Raw genomic sequence first — 20,609 nt, 5'->3', positions numbered from 1 at the left:
TGGGGGGCTTTAAGGCACACTCAACGTCGTTGAACCCGACCGATCATTGTGGGTGCGGTGTGCGGCCAAGACCGGGGGGCTCGGCCGCACACCGCAGACCTGCCTCACCCAGGGCGAGGACCCGCGGTGAGGATCACGCTCGGCTATTCGAGACCGAGGTCGTGCAGTGCGGTGCGCCAGTTCTTGGCGATCGCCAGCTGCGCGGGCACGAGTTGGACCTTGTCGTCGCAGACTGCGCGGTAGAGCTTGAACTCGACGTCGTCCTTGTCGGCGGCAGTCGAGCCGCCGGCCTCGTAGCGAGGCTCAGGCCACAGGTTCTTAGGGTCCCTCGGGGCGCCCCCGAGAGACAGGTTGATCATGTGGTCTTCTTCGTAATCGGCCAGGTCGGTATCGCTGTAGCCGTACTCGGCGATCTGCTGCTTCTTCAGCGCCGTGGTGTAGGAGCTGGGCGGGCGGATGCTGGAGCTGTAGCCGCCTACGCAGATCGTCTGGTGGATCGTCGCCTGCGTCACGTCCGGGTTGGTCGCGCCTGGCTGGCAGGCCGGGTCCGGCAACGGCAAATAGGACTGCGAGCACGATGCTGCGGCGGGCGCCGGAGTGGTCGACGCGGCGGCCGACTGCGCGAGGGAGATTGGCGGGAGGGCGAGCAGCGTGGCGGTGGCCAGGGCGGCCATCGTCGTTCGCATGGGCACACCTTTCGGTGATGGGAGCGGGTAGGACACACCATCGACCCACGCGCACAGGTTGCCCACGGCAGAAAACGCTGAATGGCCCGCTAGCGGATGGCAAACAGTTGGCGTTTCACCAGACCGTTGATGCGGTCAAGCGGGTTCAGCTCCGGGTGCATGGCAGACCACGCTGGGGCTCGGTGCCGTGCTCAGTGGCCCGTTCATCAACATCCGGTAGCCATCCCATGCCTGTGGCCTGTGGCCGGAAGAACCGCGTGATGCGCGCTACTAGGGGCGTGGTGCGGAGGGCGCAGGCACCCGAGGATGAATGTCACGCTCCGAAGTGAGGTTCACGGGTGAACACGGCTTCGGTGGTCGAGAGCGGCGAGCTAGCCTTATGCAGTGAGGTCTTCTCCGGCTGAGGAGTGGGGACGATGTTGGACCGGGGCGAGGTCGGCGCTGTGGTGGTGCTGCTGGAAGGGATGGCGGCCCAACACCCAGACGAGCCGTTGAGTGTTCTGGCGGTACGAGTCGCGGCGGCTTTGCACGCGCGGATCACGGCCGGTGAGGCGGGCACACCACCCGCCCCCGGTCTCGATGCAGAGGTACGCCCTGGACCTCGCACGGCGCAGGTTACTGCGGCCGAGGAGCGCCGCGAGGCAGGCCAGAAGCGTGACCTTCACGCCGACGCCCGAGACGACGCCGCTGAGATCCGGGACGAGCAGGCTGCGGCGCGGGCCGCACGGGCCGTCGAATCCGCGCGGACGGCCGAAGCGGGCGCGGCGCGGATATCGGAGCTGTTTCGCCTTGCCGAGTTGCGTGATGACGTCGCCGCCCGTCAGCCCCTGGGCCAACGCACACCAGAGCAGCAGCAGCGCGCGGACGAGGAGGACCGGGCCTCCAACCGCGTCGACCGCGCAGCACTGCGGGCCTTCCTGCTGTCACTGCAGGTGGACCGCGCGACGGAGCGGCACACCCGGCACGCCGACGCACAGAACCGGTTCGCCTCACGCCGGGACCGGACAGCGGCACATGCCGACCGGAAGGCGGCGGAAGGCGACCGCGACCAGACGCTCATCGATGTCGAAGCACTGGCTGAGCGGCTCCACTGGACCAGACAGAACATCATCAACCTCATGCGGATCATCGAGCGGGCCGAGCATCTGGGCTTGATCGATCTCGACGTCGACACCGACCCGGTGGCGCTGGCCGAGTTGGAGGCCGCCGCACACGAGGCGGCGCAGCACGGCGAGTAGCTGACCAGTCGGCACGGCATCAACCTCCGGCTGGCAGTGCATTCGGGATTCTCGACAGGAGAGCGCTAGGCCATGTGGGCAAAACGATGCGATCAAGCCGTATCAGACCCGGCTCCGGGGCGGGCATAGCCGACCAGGTCCGATCGGGTCCGGATGGAGCTGATCCGGACGCGGGCGCCGGTGTGCGGCGCTTCGATCATCTTTCCGCCGCCTAGGACGAGGCCGACGTGTCCGGGTCTGCTCATCGAGCCGAGGGCGCCTTGGAAGAACACCAGATCGCCGGGAGCCTCGCGTCCGGCCGGCACGTGCGGCAAGGTCGACCACTGGTCTTGTGAGGTCCGCGGGATGGAGATCCCGGCCTGGTGCCAGGCGTAGAGGGTGAGGCTGGAGCAGTCGAACCCGACGATCCCCGCGCCTTGCGCAATACCCGAGGTCGGGCCGTTGGGTCCGCCGCCGCCCCACGAGTACGGGGTGCCGATCCGTTGCAGCGCAGCGCGCACCGCGACAGCCGCCCGCCCCGACGCCGCCACCGGCACGACCGGGCATGAGGCCGCGCCCGCGTCCTTGCCGTAGGCGGCGGCCTGGGCCAGGACCTTCTTCACGTACCAGTCGGCGTGGTTGTAGGCGAACAGCGCCCGCTCCATGTGTGCGGGCGCACCGTTGGCCTTCAGCAGGCGCGCGGCGGCGGGGATCGCGTCCGCCGGGTCGTACACATCCGTCTTGCCGTCGTGATCGCCGTCCACGCCGTAGCCGTCCCAGGTACCCGAGACGAACTGCATCGGCCCGGCCGCCCCCGCCGAGTTACGGCCCGACCTGATCCCCGAGCCCTTGCCCCGGCCGTGATCGGACTCCACCGCCCCAACCGCCGCCAGCACATTCCACGGGATCCCGTAGGCGGCGCCCGCCCTCACATACGCCGCCAGGTAGCTCGCCGGGATCTGCGCGGCGGCCTCGCCGGGCGTGGTCTGACACATCAGCCCTTCGCCAGGGCCGTTGCTGAAGGTGGCGCCGAGCACGCCGCCCAGGGCACCGGCGAACAGCACCATGGCCAGCACGAGCACGGCGACTCCGGCGACGATCACCGGCATCAGTCGGCCTCGGCGTCAGGCTCGGCGTCAGGTTCGGTGTCGGGCTGGGGTGGGCTGGTGAACTCCCAGGCGTCGGCGAGCGCGGCTAGCCTACGGCGGGGGCCGCGCACTCCGGCCGGGAGCCACACGGCCCCGGCCGGGCCTTCGGGCATGCTGGCCGGGGTGTGAACGGCGGTGGCTACCGGTACGGGTGGTGTCCCGATGAGCCGACGAAGATTGGCTTCTCTTGTGGGGCTGGGAAGCCAGAACAAGACCGGGGTCAGGTGACCTGCGGCTGCGGCTTGGGCGGTGTAGCCGTTGAGTTTGGCCGCGACGCGGGCGAGGGTTTCGGTTCCGGTGTCGTGCTCGAGGAAGAACTTCAACAGTGCCGGCGGGCGGCCAGGAGGCGTCTCGCTCCACCGCGCGAAGGCGTCGGGCCGAACGTGGTCTCCGTGCAGCGAGGCGCATTGGCGCTCGGACTGCCATTCGATCAGCTTCGCCTGGTCAGGGTGTTGTCTGGCGTGGGCGAGGAGGCGGACGAAGAAGTCGTTCAGGCCGATGTGATGGCCCAGGTGCCGCGAGGTCGCGATGTCCATCGCGGTGTCGTGCCGGTACCCGAACTCTCTGCCGGTGATGCCTTGCTCGGCGGCGAGGATGTGAGCGCCCGCCGGGCCGAGAACCCAGTGCCAGGGCGTTCGGCCGACGGGTACCCAGGGCTGGAATCGGAGCAGGGCCAGGCGGCAATGCAGGGCCTGGAGCCGTCGTTGGGCGATGCGGGGATGGGTGAAGTAGACGGCGTTGAGTTGCTCGGTGGTGAGAACACGGTGCTCCCACACCAGCTTCATGACGTTCCGATCTCGTTCGGTGAGGCGGTAGGCCAGTTCGGCGATCAGTTCCGGGGTCAACCTGGGCGGTCGGACTGTGCCTGCGCGCAGGCGGTTGGCTGTTCTGCCGGGTGAGGTCATCACAGCTCCTCGGCAAGGTCGCTTGCGGGGTCACGCTGCGCGTAGGTCGGCAGGTTGCGACCGGGCCGGGTGCCGTACCGATCGTGGGAGGCTGCGCGGACGGCTTGCGCGCGGCCGGGGATGGGCTCGGGTAGTGGCCGGGTGCGGAAGGTGAACGCCGGTGTCGGTGTGCTGCCGTTCATGATCCGGCCGACCGCCTGAAAGCCGCCGAGGTGGGACAGGTCGTGCGCGGTGACCAGTGGTTCTAGGGGTTTGGCGAGGCGGTCGGCGTCTTCGGGTGAGACGGCGAAGTACAGCTTGTTGCGGGCGTCGGCCGACAGTGCTTCGCGTAGGTCGGTGGGTAGTTGGGTGAGGTGCTGGTGGGCGAGGGTGAGGCCGAAGTGGTAGCCGCGGGCCTCGGCGAGGATGTCGGAGATCGAGCCGGGCAGATTGAGAAAGTTATGTGCCTCGTCGACGTAGGCGGCGGCGTCGCGTCGCTGCGCTTCGGGGAGGTTCGCGCGTGGGGTGATGGCCTGCCAGGTGTGCGCGAGCAGCAGTGATCCGCACAGCCGGGTCGCATCCTCGCCCAGCACGCCCTTGGGGAGCCGGGCCAGAATCAGCCCGCCGCTGTCCAGGGTCTGGCCAAGGTCGACGCTGGAAGTTGCTCCAGACAGCGCGTTGCGAACGAACGGGCGCAGCAGCACCGCGCGGAGCTTGTTCATGACCGGGCTGATCAACGCGGCCCGACCACCGGGCCCTTGGTCGTCATAGGTCTTCCAGAACCCCTTCAGTAGGGCGTCCTCGTCGCGTAGCTGGTTCACAGTTTTGATGCGGTAGGCGTCGTTGGTGAGCAGCTTGGGGATCTTGTCGAGCGTGGCATCGGCGCCTTCTGCGCGGGTCAGGGTCAGGCACGCCGAACGCAACAGGTCATCGAGCCGGGGACCCCAGGCCGAGGAGAAGCAGCGGCGGAAGGTGGTGACAACCGACTCCACCGCGAACGCCGGGTCTGGTCCGGCGAGCACGTTGATGCACGGCGGCGGTCCGGAGGCGAGCGGGTCGAACACCACGGTCTTCCCGATCGCGCGTTCGGGGAGCCGGTCCAGGATGTCGGCGATCAGGTCGCCTTTGGGGTCGATGACCAGTGCGCCGCGTCCGGCGTGCGCGTCGTCGAGAATCATGCTGGCCAGCAGGGTGGACTTGCCGACGCCGGTCTGCCCTAGCAGGTGGGTGTGCTCTCTGCCTCCGGTGACTGGCATCGCGACCGGGCGTGCGGGTCCGGCTTCGGCGTCGCCGAGGATGCGGACGGGTCCGGCGCCGTCGAGGTGGCTGGCGGGTACGGCGGGTGAGGGTGCGACTGGGGCGGCTCCGGCGCGAATCACTCCGGGCGCGGCCAGGTCGTAGGGCAGGTGCGCGAGCGCGGCCAGCTCGTCGACCGATAGCAGGTAGCCGCGCCCCAGGCGGCGGTTGGCCATCTGGACGGCAGGGTGGGCGAGGCGTTTGCGGCGAAGGAATTGTTGGCCGCGTGTGTACAGGGCGTAGGTGGAGGCGATCTGGTGAGCGTTGCCGCGGAGCCATCCCCGAACGGAGGTGTCTCTGCCCTGGCTCTTGGCGTGGCGCTTGGTGAGGTTGGGGCGGGTGGCGGCCGCGGCGTAGGTGACCTGGACTTCGAACCGCGGTTGGGCCGCCTTGTCGAGGATCGCCCTTACTTCCTCGGTGCGCTCTGGATACAGCCGGGTGAGGTCGTCTGGGTTGGGTTGGGCGGACATGCCAGGGGTGATCAGGTCGAATAGCGCGGCTTGCGGTGCGGTGGAGCGTCCACCACGCAGCGCGGCGGCTGCCCTGTGTGCGCGGGTTAGGCGACGTCCGACGATGGGCCGGGCCAGGACCTGGACGGCGGCGTACTCGCCGTCGCGCAGGCCGGAGAACACACCGAGCAAGGCCCGAAGTGGATCGGTCTTGTGGTCGGTTGCCAGTGGGTAGTGGTCGGGACGCGCCAGTACCAGGCGCCCGCCCGCGCAGGCCGCCTCCAGTGGAATGGGTGCGGTGGCGGGCTTTGTGGTGAGGGTGGCGCCGGGCCAGGCGGACCGGATCGCTTTCTCGATCAGGATCGGCGGGACGGTGCCGGGAACCCAGATCTGCACCCGCAGGCCGTGTGCACCGGCCACCAGCTCGAACGCCAGGTGCGGCTGACCGAAGACGGCGCGCTTCCAAGCGGGCGCGGTCAGGCCCATCAGGTGCCGCCACCACGCGGCAGCACTGGACTCCTCGACGTTGGGCGGGAGTGCGATCTCGATCAGCCGAGCCCCCTGGGGGAGGCGCTGGTTGCGCCACCGCCACACCAGCGCCCGTGCCCCGGCCAGCAGTGCGGCACCGGTACAGGTGGTCGCCGCGAACGCCAGCCCGTATTTGGTGGCGAGTTCGGTGAGGTGGCCGGGGTCCTTCATGGCCTGGTTGATCCAGTGCACGAGAGTGTCTTGCCAGCCGCCGGCATCGTGGAGGAGACCGGGCGGCGTGTGCGCGAGGTGGTTCACAGCGGGTCTCCGTCCTTGTCGACCTGAATGCCGTTGTCGGTTGTGGTGGCGGTGAGTTCGGCGGGGTCGGTGGTGGCCAGGTGGTGTTCGAAGGGGCTGGCGTGGCCAGTGAACGCGGCTCGTTCTGCGGCGGTGCCGCCGCCGCACAGCAGCCCTTCGCCTCGGTCGGCGGCCAGCAGGAATGCCCGCTCTCCTTCGGTGAGTCCGAAGGTGTCGGTGATCTGGTCGATGACCTGGGGTGCCTGTCTGAGGAGGAGTTGGGTGGCGGCGTTGGCGATGACCGCCCGCCCTAGGTCGGAGGAGAGAAGGTCGGCGGCGTCCTGGGTGACGACGGCGAGTCCGGTCCAGTGTTTGCGGGCGGATTTGGCGAGGCGGTAGAGGAATTTGGCGCCCTCGCTCTGTTGCATGAGCGTCCAGGCTTCGTCGACGACGACCAGGCGGCGGCGCCGATCCGATGGGTTGACGACCTGCCGCCAGATGGCATCCAAGGCCAGCAGCATTCCGACCGGGCGTACTTCGTCGGCCAGGTTCCGAAGGGAGAACACGATCAGGTGCCCCTCGGGCCGGGTGGTGGTCGCGCCGGAGAACAGGCTGCGATAGGACCCGGATACGAAGGGGGCGAGCCGTGCGGCCAGCTCGGCCGCCGCCGCCCGCTCGGTCTCGGTGCCGTCCTCGGCCTGTGCGGTGTAGTCGAGCTGGGCGGCCAGGTCGTCCAGCAAGGGCGCGGCGCGTTTCCAGGTGCGGGGATCGGCGGTGATCCCTGCCTGGGCGTAGGTGGCGATCACCGCCCGGTCCAGCACTGCCCGCGTTCGCGGCGCGATGAGTTCGCCGAGCATGGTGGCGATCAGGGTTTGGATGAACAGGGCTCGCCGGATGAGGGTGTCTTCGCCTTGCCCGTGTGGCAGGTCGAAGGGGTTGAAGCGGACTTCGGGGGCGCCGAGGGCGATGCGGGTTCCGCCGACGGCGTCGGCGAGGCGGGCGTATTCGTCTTCGGGGTCGATCACCGCGACGTGCACGCCGTGATACATCAGCCGGGCTGCTTCGAGCTTGGTGAAGTAGGACTTCCCCGCACCCGAGCGGGCGATGGTCACCGAGTTGTAGTTGTCCTGGGTGAACCGGTCCCACAACACCACTCCCGAGGAGTAGGCGTTGAGGCCGTACACCACCGGCGTCTCCCCAAGCTGGGGGTGCAGATCGGGTGAGGTGAACGGGAATGCGGCCGCGAGCGCGCTGGTGTCGAACGCTCGCCGCATCCTGATCGTGTCGGTGCCCAGCGGGAGCGTGGACGTCCAGCCCTGCAAGGCGCGGAAGGTGGTCGGCTGCGCGTCCAGCAGCAGCGAGGCCGCCAGCGCCCGGACGCGTTCGACCTCGGCGCGCAGCTCGGTGGAGTCGGTGGCGTGGACGGTCAGGTAGAGGCCGAGGCGGAACAGACGACCGTGGCCCCGGGCTAGGGATGCGGCGAGTTCGGCGGCGTCGTCGGCTGCGGCTTCGGCACTGAAGTCGGCGAGGCGTCCGTGCTCGGTGTTGGCGCGTGAGGAGGACTCCAGCCGGGCGAGCTGGCGCCGCAGCCGCTGCGCCGCAACCAAGGGCGGGATCGGCTCCACATGCAAGGACACGTCCAGGCGGCCGGGGTAGGTGAGCAGAGGTTCGAGCCAGCCTGCGGTGACTTCTCGCGGGTAGCCGGCCACCGCGAAGGAGGTACACACTCCTCCGGGCAACTCCACCGACCGCGCGTTCACCTGCAGAGCGGAAGGGCTAGGCACGCTAGCCGGGTCTTCGGTGAGGTCCGCGGGCCGGTCGACCTTGCGTAGCTGTGGAAACGTGAGCTTCATCGGCTCGCCTCCTCGTCCTGGGTGCTGGCGGTGATGACCTCGTCAGGGCCGACGAGCGCGGAAAGGCGCGGCTCGCCTGGAGACAGCGCTTCAGCGAGCGCGGTGGTGCAGGCGTCGGCGTCCAGGACCTCGGCGGTGATCCCAAGCGCTGCCAAGGCGCGTTCGGTCTCGGCGGCCCGTCGCAGCACCACGGCGGCTCCGGCTTCGCGCGCCGCCTGTCTCTTGCGGCCTGGTAGCCATGGCGCGGGTTGGGTGGGTGTGTGGTCGCGGATCACGATGAGGACCTCGCGGACCAGCAGGGCGCGTGAGCGGTGCAGGTCAGTCAGGAACGTGGCATGGTCGAGCGCCGCCCGCTCCAAAGCGGGGTCGGGCAGTTCGGCTGCGGTGTCGGTCAGGTGCCAGGCCAGCCCGGACAGGTCCATGGGCCGGGCGCGCACGAGGATTTGGACGGGTGTGTCGAGGGAGTTGAGCCAGCGGCCGAACATTGCCACCAGTGCGGCCTGCTCGCTGGCGGTGCGCAGCGCGAACGCCACGGTTCCCGCCCGCACCAGGACCGCCGTGCCGCCCTCGGCCAGCTCCAGCACGCCGTCCTCGCGGACCGCCCGTACCGGTAGCCGCATTGGCGCCGGAAGTTGTCCGCGCATCCGGCACCATCCAGGCGGCTGCGCGACACCATCGGTGGCCGTCACTCGCTCCTTGGGAGTGCGTCCGTGGGCGAGGGCGGCGAGGGCGAATCGGTCCAGGCCCATCCCGTCGCGCCGTGCGACCGCCACCACGACCCCTGCCGCGACCACGGGGAAGACCACCGCGATCACCATCGGTAGCGGCAGCCAGGCGCGGACCGCCGTGAAGGCTCCGAAGCTGGCGAGGGCGGTGGCGGCGAGCACGGCCAGTTGGCGTCCGGTGAGCCCATACATGAGTTTGTCGGGCTGGTCGACGTCGGCGGGGATCTTGGCCGTCAGCGGTGTCTCGTCGAGGTGGTTGTGGGTCATCGGTTCCTCCGGGTGCGCCTGGGCGGGTCGCGGAACAGCACCATCTGCCGGTGCGGGACCGGGCGTTTTGGCATGCCGGGCAACATCAACTGCCGGGCCTGAGGCGGCCGGACCGGCCGAGGCGCAGGCTGGATTGGTGGTGGTGTCGGGCGCGGGACGCGCGAGATCGGGATCGGGAGCGCCAGCTGCATCGGCCCGGCGGGAGCCCCTGCGGGCCGGGTCGGGGTGGGGAACAGTGGGAGTTGCACCGGCCGCCTGCCTTGCCCGTTGCCGGGCGGCTCGGGGTCAGCTGGTTCGGGCGGCAGGGGAGGCATTCTGGGCGTGAACGGCGCCGGGTTGTCCCAGTAACCCTCTCGCCCACGACCGGGCCGCCTGGGCTGGAAAACTGGTCTGCGCTGAGGCCGGGGATCGGGTTGGGGCCGGTTCGGTGGCGGTTGGCCGTGAGTGGCTTGGCCCGTGCCGCCGGTGCCTCGTCCGGCTGCGCGGGTGTGGGTGGCTTGTCCGGCGCGGTTCATGAGGGCTCCGATTCCGCGGTAGAGGATGAAGGTCTTGGCGAGCTGGGCGAGCATGCGGGGTGTGGCGGCACGCCAGATGGTGCGGGCGGTCCAGGACGGGATGCGGACCATCACGTACAGCAGCGCCACGGCCAGGAGCAGGTCCCAGTGGTCGTTGCCGGTGGGGACTCCGGCGAAGTCACTGCTGGTGTCCTTGGTCTCGGTGAACAACAGGTGCGCGGCGGTCGCGGCGGTGAGGGCCTGCAGCACGGGGATGACGCCGACGCCGAAGGTGCTGCGCCACCAGAACCGGGCGACCCCGTCGGTCTGCGGCAGCGCGTGGAACATCAACGCCAGCGGCGCGGCCGACACCAGCACCATCGTGAGCGCGATGCGGATGATGTAGATGAACGCCAGGCACAGCGCCAGGATCAGGACGACAAGGGCGATGATGGCGAAGAAGGTTCCGCCGGAGGCGATGTTGGCCGTCATGCTGCCGCCGATCACATCGGCCAGCACGCTCGGGTTGATCTTCTGCGGACCGTCGCGCAGAAACGCCTCCGCTAGCCCGTTGGCGAACTCGATGGCGTAGCTGAGGAAGATCAGCGACAGGTTGACCGCCAGGAACGCCAGCACCACCCGGGGCAGCAGATCCCTCGCTGACATCTGCCCGGGCAGCGACTGTCCCGCCATGAGAAGAACGCCGGCGACGGTGACCAGGAGAACAAAGCAGGTGTTGGCGATCGTGCGGGTCACGCCCCACATCTCCCGCACGCGCTGCATGCTCGCCGAGCTGATCTCCGGGGTGCCCATCAACGACCGGGCGACGAAATCCAGGATCGGCTTCTTCGCCGAGGCGATCAGGTCCGTGAACCAGCCATTGATCGCCTGCTTGGCGTAACACGCGACGTCACCGAACCCGCACGACTGGTCCTTCTTCGCCGCGCCCTGCGCCTTGTAGGGCGAGGTCGGATCCTGCTCCCACTTGCCCGGCGAGGACTCACAGAGGGTGTCGGGGAGCGGTGCGGCCGGGTTGATGAGCTGCTTTTGCTTGCCCGCGCACGCCTTCTGACCCGGGGTGGCCTCGACGTCGTTGGGGTCGACCTTCTCCCAGTTGCCGGGCGAGACCTCGCACCACATTTCCGGGTTGGGGTTCAGGCCGTGGGTCTTCATCTTGGTCTTGCCCTGGCACACCTTCCCCGGCCCCGACAACGTCCCGGGTGGCGGCTTGGAGGGCGCCGGATTCACCGGCGCTCCGTCCTGACCGCCGGGTGCCTCGATCCATGGCTGTTGTGAGGGCAACGGCGGGGGCGGGGGCGGCTCGGCTGGATGCACGGCCGGACTCGAGACCGGTTGCTGGGTCGCGCCCGCCGTGCTGGGGTTGGCGTGTGCCTGGGCGATGTCGGCGACGACAAGTCCAGCCGCGATCGCGGCTGCCAGGGCCACGACGGTGAGGAGTTGCCAGGGTGTGAGCGCGGGCCCGCGTGGACGCTTGAGCGGGGGTGTCACTTGGTCCCCACGATGCCCTTGAGGATCTCCACCAGAGCCGGGGCCAGCACCGCGACGCCGTAACCGATCGCCGCATACCGCAAGGTGCGCTTGGCCGACTCGATCTCGCTCGGGTCACCGCCGCCCAGGATGTAGCGGACTCCGCCGATCGTGGCGAACAGCGTGGCCAAACCGACCAGGAGACCGACGATGACGTTGCGAATGTTGGTGATGACCTGGCTGAGCTGAGTCGCCGCCGCCAGATGCGTCGTCGCGTCCGCGATCCCCGGAACGGTGAGCGCGGCGGTCACACATCCGGCCGTCCAGATGACGATGGCGAGGGTGAGCCGGATCCAGCTCACCCCGCGCCGCTGACCGGCGCAGGTGCAGCGCGCTGGCTGCTGAGATTCGTGGTGGGTGTTCATGGCGGGCCTCCGAGTTGTGTTGGCACGTTCAGGAGCGCGTGGGTGCGGCTCCGAAGTGGAGGGGCGGCCGGGCCACTGGGTGTCCTCCTTTGAAGGCACTCGGTGGAGCGGTGGATGTGGTGGGGACCGGAAAGACCACCTGGCCCCGGCCGCCCCTCGGCTTCGGGAACTGCTTTCACAGGTGAAGCACCCGCTTCAGCACCCGGGATCGGACACCAGCTCGGCGGTGATTGCCTGAACTTGACCTTCGGTGATGGCGGCCGCCAGGCGGGCTTCGGCGCGGGCGCGCCTCTTCAAGAGCCGCGCGGCCGGGAGTCCGTGGGTGCGGGCGTAGTCGGTGACCGACATCCCCTGGAGCCGGGTCGCGTTGATCAGGTCGGCAGCCGATGCGCTGATGACCTCTTGGTGGACTGCCTCGGCCAGGAGCGCGGCCAGTTCCGGTTCGATCCGCTCGGGTGATTGCATGAGCCACGGCACGCGGCGGGCGTCCAGCAGGGTGTGCCGTGCGTTGTGGCCCCGGGCGCGAAACGCACCCTTGCGCGCCCAGCACACCAGCCGGGCCCCGATGTGCCCCCGATCGATATCGATCTTGGGGAGCTGGGCCAGAAACTCGGTCAGTAGCTCCGAGACGATGTCGTCGGCCAGACCACGCGGCGAGGTGGCGATCACACCGGCGGCGGCGTTTTTCAACCCTGGCAGGGCCATGCCGACGCACCCGATGACCCAGGACGGCTCACCAGCGCGGGCGCATGTGACCAGCTCTCTCCACACCGCGTCCTTGAGCGCGTCGTTGGTGTCGGGGCCGAGCACGATAGCGCGGAGTTCGCCCAGGTCGATCATCCGCGCAGGGAGCCCGTGCCCGATGCCGGTTCCGTCCAGAGCCAGCGGTGCTGGTCCAGTGATCAGCAGGTTGAAGGTGGTCTCGGCGACATCGAGTGCGTTGTCGGTGTAACCGGAACGCGTCGGTGTCCCGGTGGCCTCACCCGTCGAGTTGGTGGTCATGGCGTCCCCCGCTGAGGTGTCGCTGGATCGGTCGCCACCAGGTGTCCACCCCGGCAGAGGGCGAACAGAGGGGGCATCAAGGGGCTCACCGAGGGGCCGCCGCACCTTCACCCGCGCTCTAAAGAGTCGTTCACCTGCAGAAACATCGGGGCGGCCGGACGGTGCCCCAAGAAGTGGTCAACGCCGCTCAGCCGCTGAATCCCTCGACGGAATCGGCCTTGGCGCAGCACCGCGAAAAGGGGACGGTATGGAGTCGGTCAACACTGCCGACACGCGCCAGAGGCCGTGTCGTGTCAGCCCGCGCCGACCACGACACATCGGTTCCGGCCCTGACGCACTCTCATCCACCGTGGGCTCGCCCAGGGCGCACAGGCAGGGCCCCAGGGCGGCTCTAACCGGCACAGAGCCATATCCAGCCGCCCCCTTAAAGTCTCTTACCTGCCATCTGACCTGCTGATACGTGCCAGTCGGGCCAAGACTGCAAAGAACGCCTTTGGTGATCCTTGACGATGGCGGCTGTCTGAACTGAGGGGCGTCTGGGGGTGCTTCACCTCTGTAAGGGGACCGGGAGACCGCTACGGGTCACCCATCAATGAACAACACGCCTTCCAACCCGGAAGCCTCCGGCGCGGGCCAGCCCGGCGCCGACAACAAGATCCGGCGGCTCTTGCCGCTGACGGTATGGCTGTGCTCCGACACCGAAACCGGGCACCGCCAGGACACCGCCACCGACCAGACCGGCGCACCTACTGAACTGAACACCAACAGCAAGAACCGCGCCGCCACCAAGGCCGACCTCTGCGCGCACCACCGCGGAGCGGTCGGACGCGAGCTGGCCCGTCACCTCATCTCCTCCTGCACACGGGAGGGCGATGTGGTCGCCGAGGCGTTCACCTCCAGCGACGCCACCCTCGTAGCCGCAGCTTCGGCGGGCCGGCGAGGGGTGGCCTTGGTGCCCCACTTCCCGCTCGCCCAGCACATCGGCACCCGGCTACGCGCCGCCCTCACCAAGGACCAGCTCGCCACGGTCGCGATGCGGCCCTGCCGCCCGGATCAGATGAACCGGGGGCTGGCCGATCAGGCGGGCCGGGTCGGTCTGATCGTGGCCGCGCCACCGCCGTACGAGGTCAGCGGCCGCGTCCCCAAGCTCGCGGGGAGTAGGACGTGCCCAGCGTGCCGGGCGGATCTGCGGATGCTGACCGAGCAGCAACTCGGCGCGTTCCTGGTCTCGGCGTGGCAAGTTCTGCGGCCCGGAGGGCATCTCGCGGTCATCACCACTGCGCGACACGAGGGCAACCGGCTCGTCGATCCCGCGCCACGGATCGTGCGGCAGGCCAGCCTGCTGGGGTTCCGCTACGTCCAGCACGTCATCGCTCTGCGCGTCCCGATCGAGGGTGACGCGCTGGTGGTGCAGGCCAGCCCGACTGAGATCGCCGAACTGCGGGACACGCAGTCGCAGGCGTTGCCGCCTGCGGTGTCGGTGCATGCCGACGTGTGCCTGTTCACCAAACCCCGCCGCACCCAGCCCAAGGGGGGCGAGGCCCGATGAACACACCCGACAACAAGAAGGGCGCGGAGCTGGCTTCGGTGCTGGCGACCGGGCAGCAGCCGTCCCGGATCCAGCGCAAGGGCCGCTACACCGAGGAGTCGATGCGGCACCCGGGCAAGATGCTCCCGGCGATCGCCTCGCGCGTGGTCGAGGCGTTCACCCGGCCGGGGGAGCTGGTGCTCGATCCGATGTGCGGGGTGGGCACGACCCTGGTGGAGGCGATCCACCTCGGCCGTGACGCCGCGGGGATGGAGTACGAGAGCGACTTCGCCGCGATGACCGCCCGCAACGTCCGGCACGCCCAAAGCCAAGGCGCGACCGGAACCGGGCGGGTGGTGTGCGGCGACTCCCGCAACATCACCACCGCCTACGCCTCACTACGCGGCGAGGTGGCACTGGTACTGACCTCACCGCCGTACGGCTCCTACACCCACGGACACATCAAATCCGGCACCAAGACCGGCGACGGGAAGGTCGAAAAGAGCAACCACCGCTACTCCACCGACCCCGGCAACCTCGCCCACCAGCGCATGGACGACCTCCTGGAAGGGTTCGGCAAGATCCTGCACGGCTGCGCGGAGCTGCTCACTCCGTACGGGGTGGTCGCTGTCACTGTCCGCCCGATCCGCGTCAGGGGCGAGCTGATCGATCTGCCCGGCCGGGTGACCGAGGTCGCCGAGCGGTCCGGGCTGGCGCTGACCAACCGTCTCGCCGCCCTGCTTTGCGGGCTGCGGGATGGGGAGCTGGTGAACCGGGCGTCCTTCTTCCAGATGCTCGAAACTCGCCGCGCCCGCAACAAGAACATCCCGGCCTGCGCCACCGCCCACGAAGACCTCCTGGTCTTCCAGGCGGCACGCGACCTGAACGAGGGCTCCCGATGACCGGGCCGATTACCGAGCCCATGAGGCGGCGGACTCCAGTCCGCCAGGGGCGCGATCGAATCGCCGAACTGCTGGGCTGGCTCCAACTCGGCACCTGCGGGGCGTGCGGGCGGACCAGCTACCTGACTCGCCGCGAAGCACGCCGGGCCGCACGGATCGCCGCTCCTGGGGTCAGGCTGCGCGCCTACAGGTGCGGCCAGTCCTGGCATCTGTCCGCCCTCGCCGGCCATCCGCAGTACATCGGCTCTCCGGCCATCGTCTGCGCATCACCGTCAACAAGTCCGTCGGCATTAGAGACCGGCCTTGCCCTTGGCGATGGAGGCGAGCGCTCATACATGGGCCGTCGCCACGCGGTCGGGCATGGGGCCCGGCCGGTTGAACGGTGGTGGCACGGCACTGGTCCGGACAGCGGCTCGCCTATGGGGGAGCGATGACCGGCCCAGGCCGGACTGGGAGCACGGATCACAACAGGACGTTGCGTCTGGTCGCGCCGGTCGAGCCCCCACGGCTCACCCCCGGCGCGGCCCGCGCCCTGCTGCAACTCCTGCTCAAGGCCGACTCCGACAGCACCTCACCGACACCGACCAGGGAGACCGACGGTGAAAGCTCGACAGATCAAAGCCACGATCTACGTGCGCCTTTCACATGACTCAAGCGCCGAGGACCGTGAACCCAGCGAAGCTCAACACTGCGCGTTGCTTGGCCTCCTGGGCGGTCAGAGCCACCGGTCCGGACCAGGAGACCGGCACGCAACAACTTCCCAGGTCACCGGCGCGCAAGAGGTCGGCGAGGGTGAGCCGTTGCGGTTCGCCTTCTACGGCCGGTCAGGCGCCACGAGCATCAGCGAAGCCGAGGCGACGCGCGACCGCCAGCTTCGCCCTGCCCGCCACCTGATCGAGCCGCACGGCGGACAGATCGTCATCGAGTACTTCGACCTGGGCACGTCCCGGTCGACTCCGTGGCACCGCCGCCCGCAGGCTCGCGCACTTGTTGCCGATGCTCACCAGAAGCCAGGGTGCTTCGATGCCGTAGTGATCGGCCGTACAAGCCATGTCTTCCATGGCGAGCCACATGTGCCGCACTGGCTGCTTCCGGCTCTGCTGGAGCAGTGCGGGGTGTCGATGTGGATTCCCGAGATCGGCGGGCCCGCCGACCCCCACAACGAGGAACACGACCTGATCATGCGCATCGCCGCCGATCCATTCTCCGCACGAGACGGCCGAGGCCCCTTGGATTCCTTTGGCACCCGATACAACGGAGGCACCCGATGACCATCCGGTTCGCCTTCTACGGCCGAGTGTCCACCGAGGACAAGCAGGACCCGGCCGCGTCCAAGGCGTGGCAGCTACGCCGCGCGCTGGCGCTCATCGAAGCATGCGGCGGCCAGATCGTCACTGAGTACTTTGACGTCGACAAGTCCCGGTCGATCCCGTGGGTGCGACGCCCGCAGGCCAGCGCGCTGCTGAACGCACTGAAGAACCCCAACCGGGGCTTCGACGCCGTCGTGATCGGTGAACCACATCGGGCCTTCTACGGCGGACAGTACGGCCTCACGTTCCCGATCTTCGACCACTACGGCGTACCGCTCTGGGTGCCCGAGGTGGGCGGGCGGATCGACCCCGAGAACGAAGCCCACGACATGATCATGTCGGTGTTCGGAGGCCTGTCCAAAGGCGAACGGAACCGCATCAGGACCCGAGTCCGCAGCAGCATGGCCGCCATCGCCGTCACCGAAGGCCGCTACCTCGGCGGGCGCCCGCCCTACGGCTACAAACTGGTGGATGCCGGACCTCACCCACACCCAGGCAAGGCCGCAGACGGGAAACGCCTGTACAAGCTCGCCATCGACCCTGATGCCAAGCCGGTGGTCAAGCGAATCTTCCGTGAGTTCCTCGGGCTCAAGGGATCAATCGAGAAGGGCCTGTTCGCCATCGCCGAGGGCCTGACTCGTGACGGCATCCCTTGCCCATCCGCACATGATCGGGCCCGCAACCGGCACAGGGAAGGACTGGCCTGGTCTAAGGGAGCAGTGCGGGCCATTCTCACCAACCCGCGCTACACCGGCTACCAGGTCTGGAACCGCCAGCACAGGGACGAGGTCCTCATCGATGTCGATGACGTCTCCCTCGGGCACATCACCAAGCTCAAGTGGAACGACCGGGACCAGTGGGTCTACTCCAAGAAGGTCGTCCATCCCGTCATCATCCCGAAACGGACCTTCAGTCGAATCGAGGGCAAGCTCGCAGCCCGCCGTCGGCAGAAGGGTGGTACTAAGGCGCGCGAGCGGACCAAACGCCAGTACGCCTTGCGCGGGGTGATCTACTGCGGGTTGTGCCACCGGAAGATGCAGGCGCACGCCTACAGCGATTACACCTACTTCCGGTGCCGTTATCCGCAGGAGTACGCGCTGGCCAACAAGGTGCAGCATCCCCGCAACGTGTTCGTACGCGAGAAGCAGGTGACCGAGCTCCTGGACCCCTGGCTCGCCAAGGTCCTGGCCCCACACCGCATCAAGCAGACCATCGCCGACCTCTACGGAGCGCAGAAGCAACCAGCCAACACCGTGGCCATCCGCGCCCGAGCGAAGATCGCCGACTGCGACAACAAGCTCAACCGTCATCGCGCCGCCCTTGAGGCTGGGGCCGATCCGGTCACGATCACCAAGTGGATCGCCGAGACCAACAGCGAACGCACGGCCGCCGAGGCCGAACTACGCGAGGCCGAGTCTGGGCAGCAACAGACCATGACCGAGGAAGAGATCGAGCAGTTCATCATCCGACTCGGCGGACTGGTGTGCATCCTCACGAATGCCAAGCCGCAGGACCAGCAGAACGTCTATCAGCAGCTCGGCGTACGGCTCACGTATCAGCCCGACAAACAAGAAATCCGGGTCGAGGCGAACCTCGACCCGGATCACATCGGGCTATCCACCGATGATCCCTACCATGGGGTAACGGTACGTGTCCGAGGGGGGACTTGAACCCCCATGCCCCGTAAAGGGCACTAGCACCTCAAGCTAGCGCGTCTGCCTATTCCGCCACCCGGACCGGGGTGCACGCAGCAGCGCTGCGCGGCGGGCTTCACCATACCAAAGGTCCCGACTCGCGGCGAAGTCGATCGCGGGGCACCATGGCGGGGAGGGAACCCTAGGCGCGAAGGTGATCATTGTGGGGATGTCGGCCGCTGAGGACGAGGTCGTTCGGCTCTGCCAGGAGCTGATCAGGATCGACACCAGTAACCCGGGTGATCACTCGGGGCCGGGTGAGCGGGTCGCCGCGGAGTATGTGGCGGGGCTGCTCGAAGAGGTGGGGCTGCGGCCGGAGATCTACGAGTCGCATCCGGGGCGGGCCAGCCTGGTGGTGCGGGTCGAGGGGGAGGACCGCGAGCGGGACGCCCTATTGCTGCATGGGCATCTGGACGTGGTGCCGGCGCGGGCCGAGGACTGGACGCGGGACCCGTTCGGGGGCGAGATCGCCGACGGGTGCGTCTGGGGTCGCGGGGCCGTGGACATGAAGGACATGGACGCCATGATCTTGGCGGTCATGCGGCAGCGGCTGAGGGAGGGGCGGAAGCCCCCCAGGGATGTCGTGCTCGCTTTCCTGGCCGATGAGGAGGCCGGGGGCAAGTGGGGCGCGCAGTGGCTTGTGCAGGAGCATCCGGAGCTGTTCGAGGGGTGCACCGAGGCCGTGGGGGAGGTCGGGGGGTTCAGCCTGACCGTGCCGGGCGATCGGCGGATGTATTTGATCGAGACGGCCGAGAAGGGCATCGGCTGGATGGAGCTCACGGCGAGGGGGACCGCCGGGCACGGGTCGATGGTGCATCCGGACAACGCGGTGACCGCTTTGGCGGAGGCCGTGGGGCGTCTGGGGTCGCATGAGTTCCCGGTACGGCTGACCAAGACGGTGCGGGCCTTCCTCGAGCGGGCCTGCATGGCGTACGGGGTGGAGTTCGACCCGGAGCGGCCGGAGGCGGCGCTGGAGGAGATCGGGCCGCTGGCGCGGATGATCGGGGCGACGCTCAAGAACACGCTCAATCCGACGCGGCTGGATGCCGGATATAAGACGAATGTCATTCCGCAGGAGGCGACCGCTCAGGTCGACGGGCGCTTTCTTCCCGGTCATGAAGAGGAGTTCTTCGCGACCGTGGATGAACTGCTCGGTCCGGACGTACGGCGGGATTTCGTGCATTACGACTGGGCGGTCGAGACGGACTATAAAGGTGCCCTCGTGGCGGCGATGGAGGCCGCTCTGACCTCGGAGGACCCGGGGGCTTTGCCCGTTCCCTACTGCCTGAGCGGGGGGACGGACGCCAAGGCGTTCGCCAGGTTGGGGATGCGCTGCTTCGGTTTCGCGCCGCTCAGGCTGCCGCCGGAACTGGACTTTTCGGGAATGTTCCACGGCATCGACGAACGGGTCCCGGTGGACGGCCTGCGCTTCGGCGTGCGGGTTCTCGACCAATTCCTTGATCGCGCTTAAGGGACGGTCAAAAAAGGTTCTCCGAATTACCGCCGCGAGTGCGAACCGTGGTGCTACGGTCACCATCCGTAGGGAGCGATCGACCCGCTCTTGGTGTGAGGAGGACCAGTGGCGTACGACCCGGAGCAGACGCGGACGGTATCCGTCCGTGTGCGCCGCGTCGTGCACAGCCGCATCGTGCGGCGGCTGCTGGTTCTCGTCGGGATCGCTATCACCGGCTGGCTGATCGGGGGTGCGCAGGCCCACGCCGATGAGGTGCCGGCGACCGGCGCCCCCGGCATCGTTGCGCCGGTGCAGGGCCAGGCCTCGAACGGGCCGCGGTCGCTGCTCCGCGCGACCGCCTCGGCCGTACGCGGCGCCGCCGCCAAGGTCGGGACGACCACGACGGCCGGGACCGCCAAGAAGGTCCTGCCGGCGCCGCTGCCCGCGTTGGCGCACAAGGTGGACGGTGCCGTGGCCGGGGTCGACACCCCTGCCCCCCGTACGCCGAACGGCGTCTCCTGGGTCCGGCCCCGTACCGCCAAGATGGCTCAGGGCGCACGCGCCCAGCAGCACGGCGCCACGGCGGCCAAGCGGGCGCACAAGGCGCACCGGCACGCCGGCCAGGCCCCCGCACGGGTGGGCTCGCCGCGTCCGGTTCCCGCGCCCGCCGCTCCGTTCCAGGACCCGTCCCAGGCCGTGAGTTCGGCTCCGGCCTCCGGGGTCGTCCTGCTCACCGGCTTCGGTGGCCCGATCTCCCGCTGGTCCTGGGCAGGCGCCCGGCCCCAGCCGATCCTCATGACCGCGCTCGGCGCGGTCCCCCCGGCCGTCCGCTCCGCCGCGGACGAGCCGTCCTTCGCACCCGACTAGGAACCCACAGGCTCCGGACTGGGCCCGTGCGGCTTCGGGTCTTCAGGCCGGGACGTGCCGTCCCCTGGCGGCTCGTCATCCCCCGAGATGACGGCGGCGCAATCCACCTGCGAAGCGCAAACCCGCTCTGACGCGACGACGCCCGCGAGGCGACGC

The 20,609-nt window shown here is 68.9% G+C and carries 16 protein-coding genes and 1 tRNA gene; 7 read left to right on the top strand and 10 right to left on the bottom strand.

Translation table 11 applies throughout. The features are described 5' to 3' along the window. Positions 1–143 precede the first annotated feature (143 nt). Complete coding sequence (locus J4573_RS31395) at positions 144–686, bottom strand: hypothetical protein (protein WP_208259506.1); 543 nt, start codon at positions 684–686, stop codon at positions 144–146. Positions 687–1,102: 416 nt separating this feature from the next. Between J4573_RS31395 and J4573_RS31390 the strand changes: the two genes are divergently transcribed. After that, positions 1,103–1,924, top strand: coding sequence for a hypothetical protein (locus J4573_RS31390; RefSeq protein ID WP_208259505.1), 822 nt, complete (start codon positions 1,103–1,105; stop codon positions 1,922–1,924). 92 nt (positions 1,925–2,016) lie between these two features. Here the strand turns inward: J4573_RS31390 and J4573_RS31385 are convergent, their stop codons facing one another. From J4573_RS31385 to J4573_RS31350, 8 genes are all read right to left on the bottom strand, one after another. Continuing rightward, entirely contained in the window at positions 2,017–3,012 is a 996-nt protein-coding gene (locus J4573_RS31385) for an NlpC/P60 family protein (RefSeq protein ID WP_208259504.1), read from the bottom strand. Continuing rightward, the gene (locus J4573_RS31380) at positions 3,012–3,896 is read right to left on the bottom strand and encodes a replication-relaxation family protein (RefSeq protein ID WP_208259503.1); all 885 of its coding nucleotides are present in this window, start codon (positions 3,894–3,896) and stop codon (positions 3,012–3,014) included. Before J4573_RS31380 ends, J4573_RS31385 begins: the two co-directional genes overlap by 1 nt. 59 nt (positions 3,897–3,955) lie before the next feature. Then, positions 3,956–6,466: a type IV secretory system conjugative DNA transfer family protein gene (locus J4573_RS56285; protein ID WP_208259502.1), complete on the bottom strand. Its 2,511-nt coding sequence runs from the start codon at positions 6,464–6,466 to the stop codon at positions 3,956–3,958. Next, a complete protein-coding gene (locus tag J4573_RS31370; protein WP_208259501.1) occupies positions 6,463–8,298 on the bottom strand; it encodes a VirB4 family type IV secretion system protein in 1,836 nt (611 codons plus the stop codon). Before J4573_RS31370 ends, J4573_RS56285 begins: the two co-directional genes overlap by 4 nt. After that, on the bottom strand, positions 8,295–9,290 hold the full coding sequence (locus J4573_RS31365; RefSeq protein ID WP_208259500.1) for a PrgI family mobile element protein: 996 nt from the start codon (positions 9,288–9,290) through the stop codon (positions 8,295–8,297). The genes J4573_RS31370 and J4573_RS31365 overlap by 4 nt, the downstream gene beginning before the upstream one ends. Then, a complete protein-coding gene (locus tag J4573_RS31360) occupies positions 9,287–11,293 on the bottom strand; it encodes a TrbL/VirB6 family protein (RefSeq protein ID WP_208259499.1) in 2,007 nt (668 codons plus the stop codon). Before J4573_RS31360 ends, J4573_RS31365 begins: the two co-directional genes overlap by 4 nt. After that, entirely contained in the window at positions 11,290–11,697 is a 408-nt protein-coding gene (locus J4573_RS31355) for a pilin (protein WP_208259498.1), read from the bottom strand. Before J4573_RS31355 ends, J4573_RS31360 begins: the two co-directional genes overlap by 4 nt. A 195-nt stretch (positions 11,698–11,892) precedes the next feature. Beyond that, positions 11,893–12,699 carry a hypothetical protein gene (locus J4573_RS31350; protein ID WP_208259497.1) on the bottom strand — a complete coding sequence of 269 codons (807 nt, stop codon included), beginning with the start codon at positions 12,697–12,699 and terminating at the stop codon, positions 11,893–11,895. Between the two features lie 592 nt (positions 12,700–13,291). Here J4573_RS31350 and J4573_RS31345 point away from each other — a divergent pair. From J4573_RS31345 to J4573_RS31330, 4 genes are all read left to right on the top strand, one after another. After that, the gene (locus J4573_RS31345) at positions 13,292–14,248 is read left to right on the top strand and encodes a DNA methyltransferase (protein WP_208259496.1); all 957 of its coding nucleotides are present in this window, start codon (positions 13,292–13,294) and stop codon (positions 14,246–14,248) included. Next, positions 14,245–15,129, top strand: a complete 885-nt coding sequence (locus J4573_RS31340) for a TRM11 family SAM-dependent methyltransferase (protein ID WP_208259495.1) — start codon at positions 14,245–14,247, stop codon at positions 15,127–15,129. The genes J4573_RS31345 and J4573_RS31340 overlap by 4 nt, the downstream gene beginning before the upstream one ends. Positions 15,130–15,728: 599 nt before the next feature. Beyond that, a complete protein-coding gene (locus J4573_RS31335) occupies positions 15,729–16,400 on the top strand; it encodes a recombinase family protein (protein WP_208259494.1) in 672 nt (223 codons plus the stop codon). Then, positions 16,397–18,109: a recombinase family protein gene (locus J4573_RS31330; protein WP_208259493.1), complete on the top strand. Its 1,713-nt coding sequence runs from the start codon at positions 16,397–16,399 to the stop codon at positions 18,107–18,109. Before J4573_RS31335 ends, J4573_RS31330 begins: the two co-directional genes overlap by 4 nt. Here the strand turns inward: J4573_RS31330 and J4573_RS31325 are convergent. After that, positions 18,091–18,176, bottom strand: a tRNA-Leu gene (locus J4573_RS31325). The genes J4573_RS31330 and J4573_RS31325 overlap by 19 nt on opposite strands. Positions 18,177–18,302: 126 nt before the next feature. Here J4573_RS31325 and J4573_RS31320 point away from each other — a divergent pair. Continuing rightward, entirely contained in the window at positions 18,303–19,604 is a 1,302-nt protein-coding gene (locus tag J4573_RS31320) for a M20/M25/M40 family metallo-hydrolase (protein WP_208259492.1), read from the top strand. Positions 19,605–19,712: 108 nt separating this feature from the next. After that, positions 19,713–20,453 (top strand): hypothetical protein, encoded by a 741-nt coding sequence (locus J4573_RS31315; protein WP_208259491.1) that lies wholly within the window; start codon positions 19,713–19,715, stop codon positions 20,451–20,453. Positions 20,454–20,609 lie beyond the last annotated feature (156 nt).

The organism is Actinomadura barringtoniae (assembly GCF_017573505.1).
Classification (GTDB): Bacteria; Actinomycetota; Actinomycetes; order Streptosporangiales; family Streptosporangiaceae; genus Spirillospora; species Spirillospora barringtoniae.
This window is presented reverse-complemented; position numbering and strand designations above follow the sequence as displayed.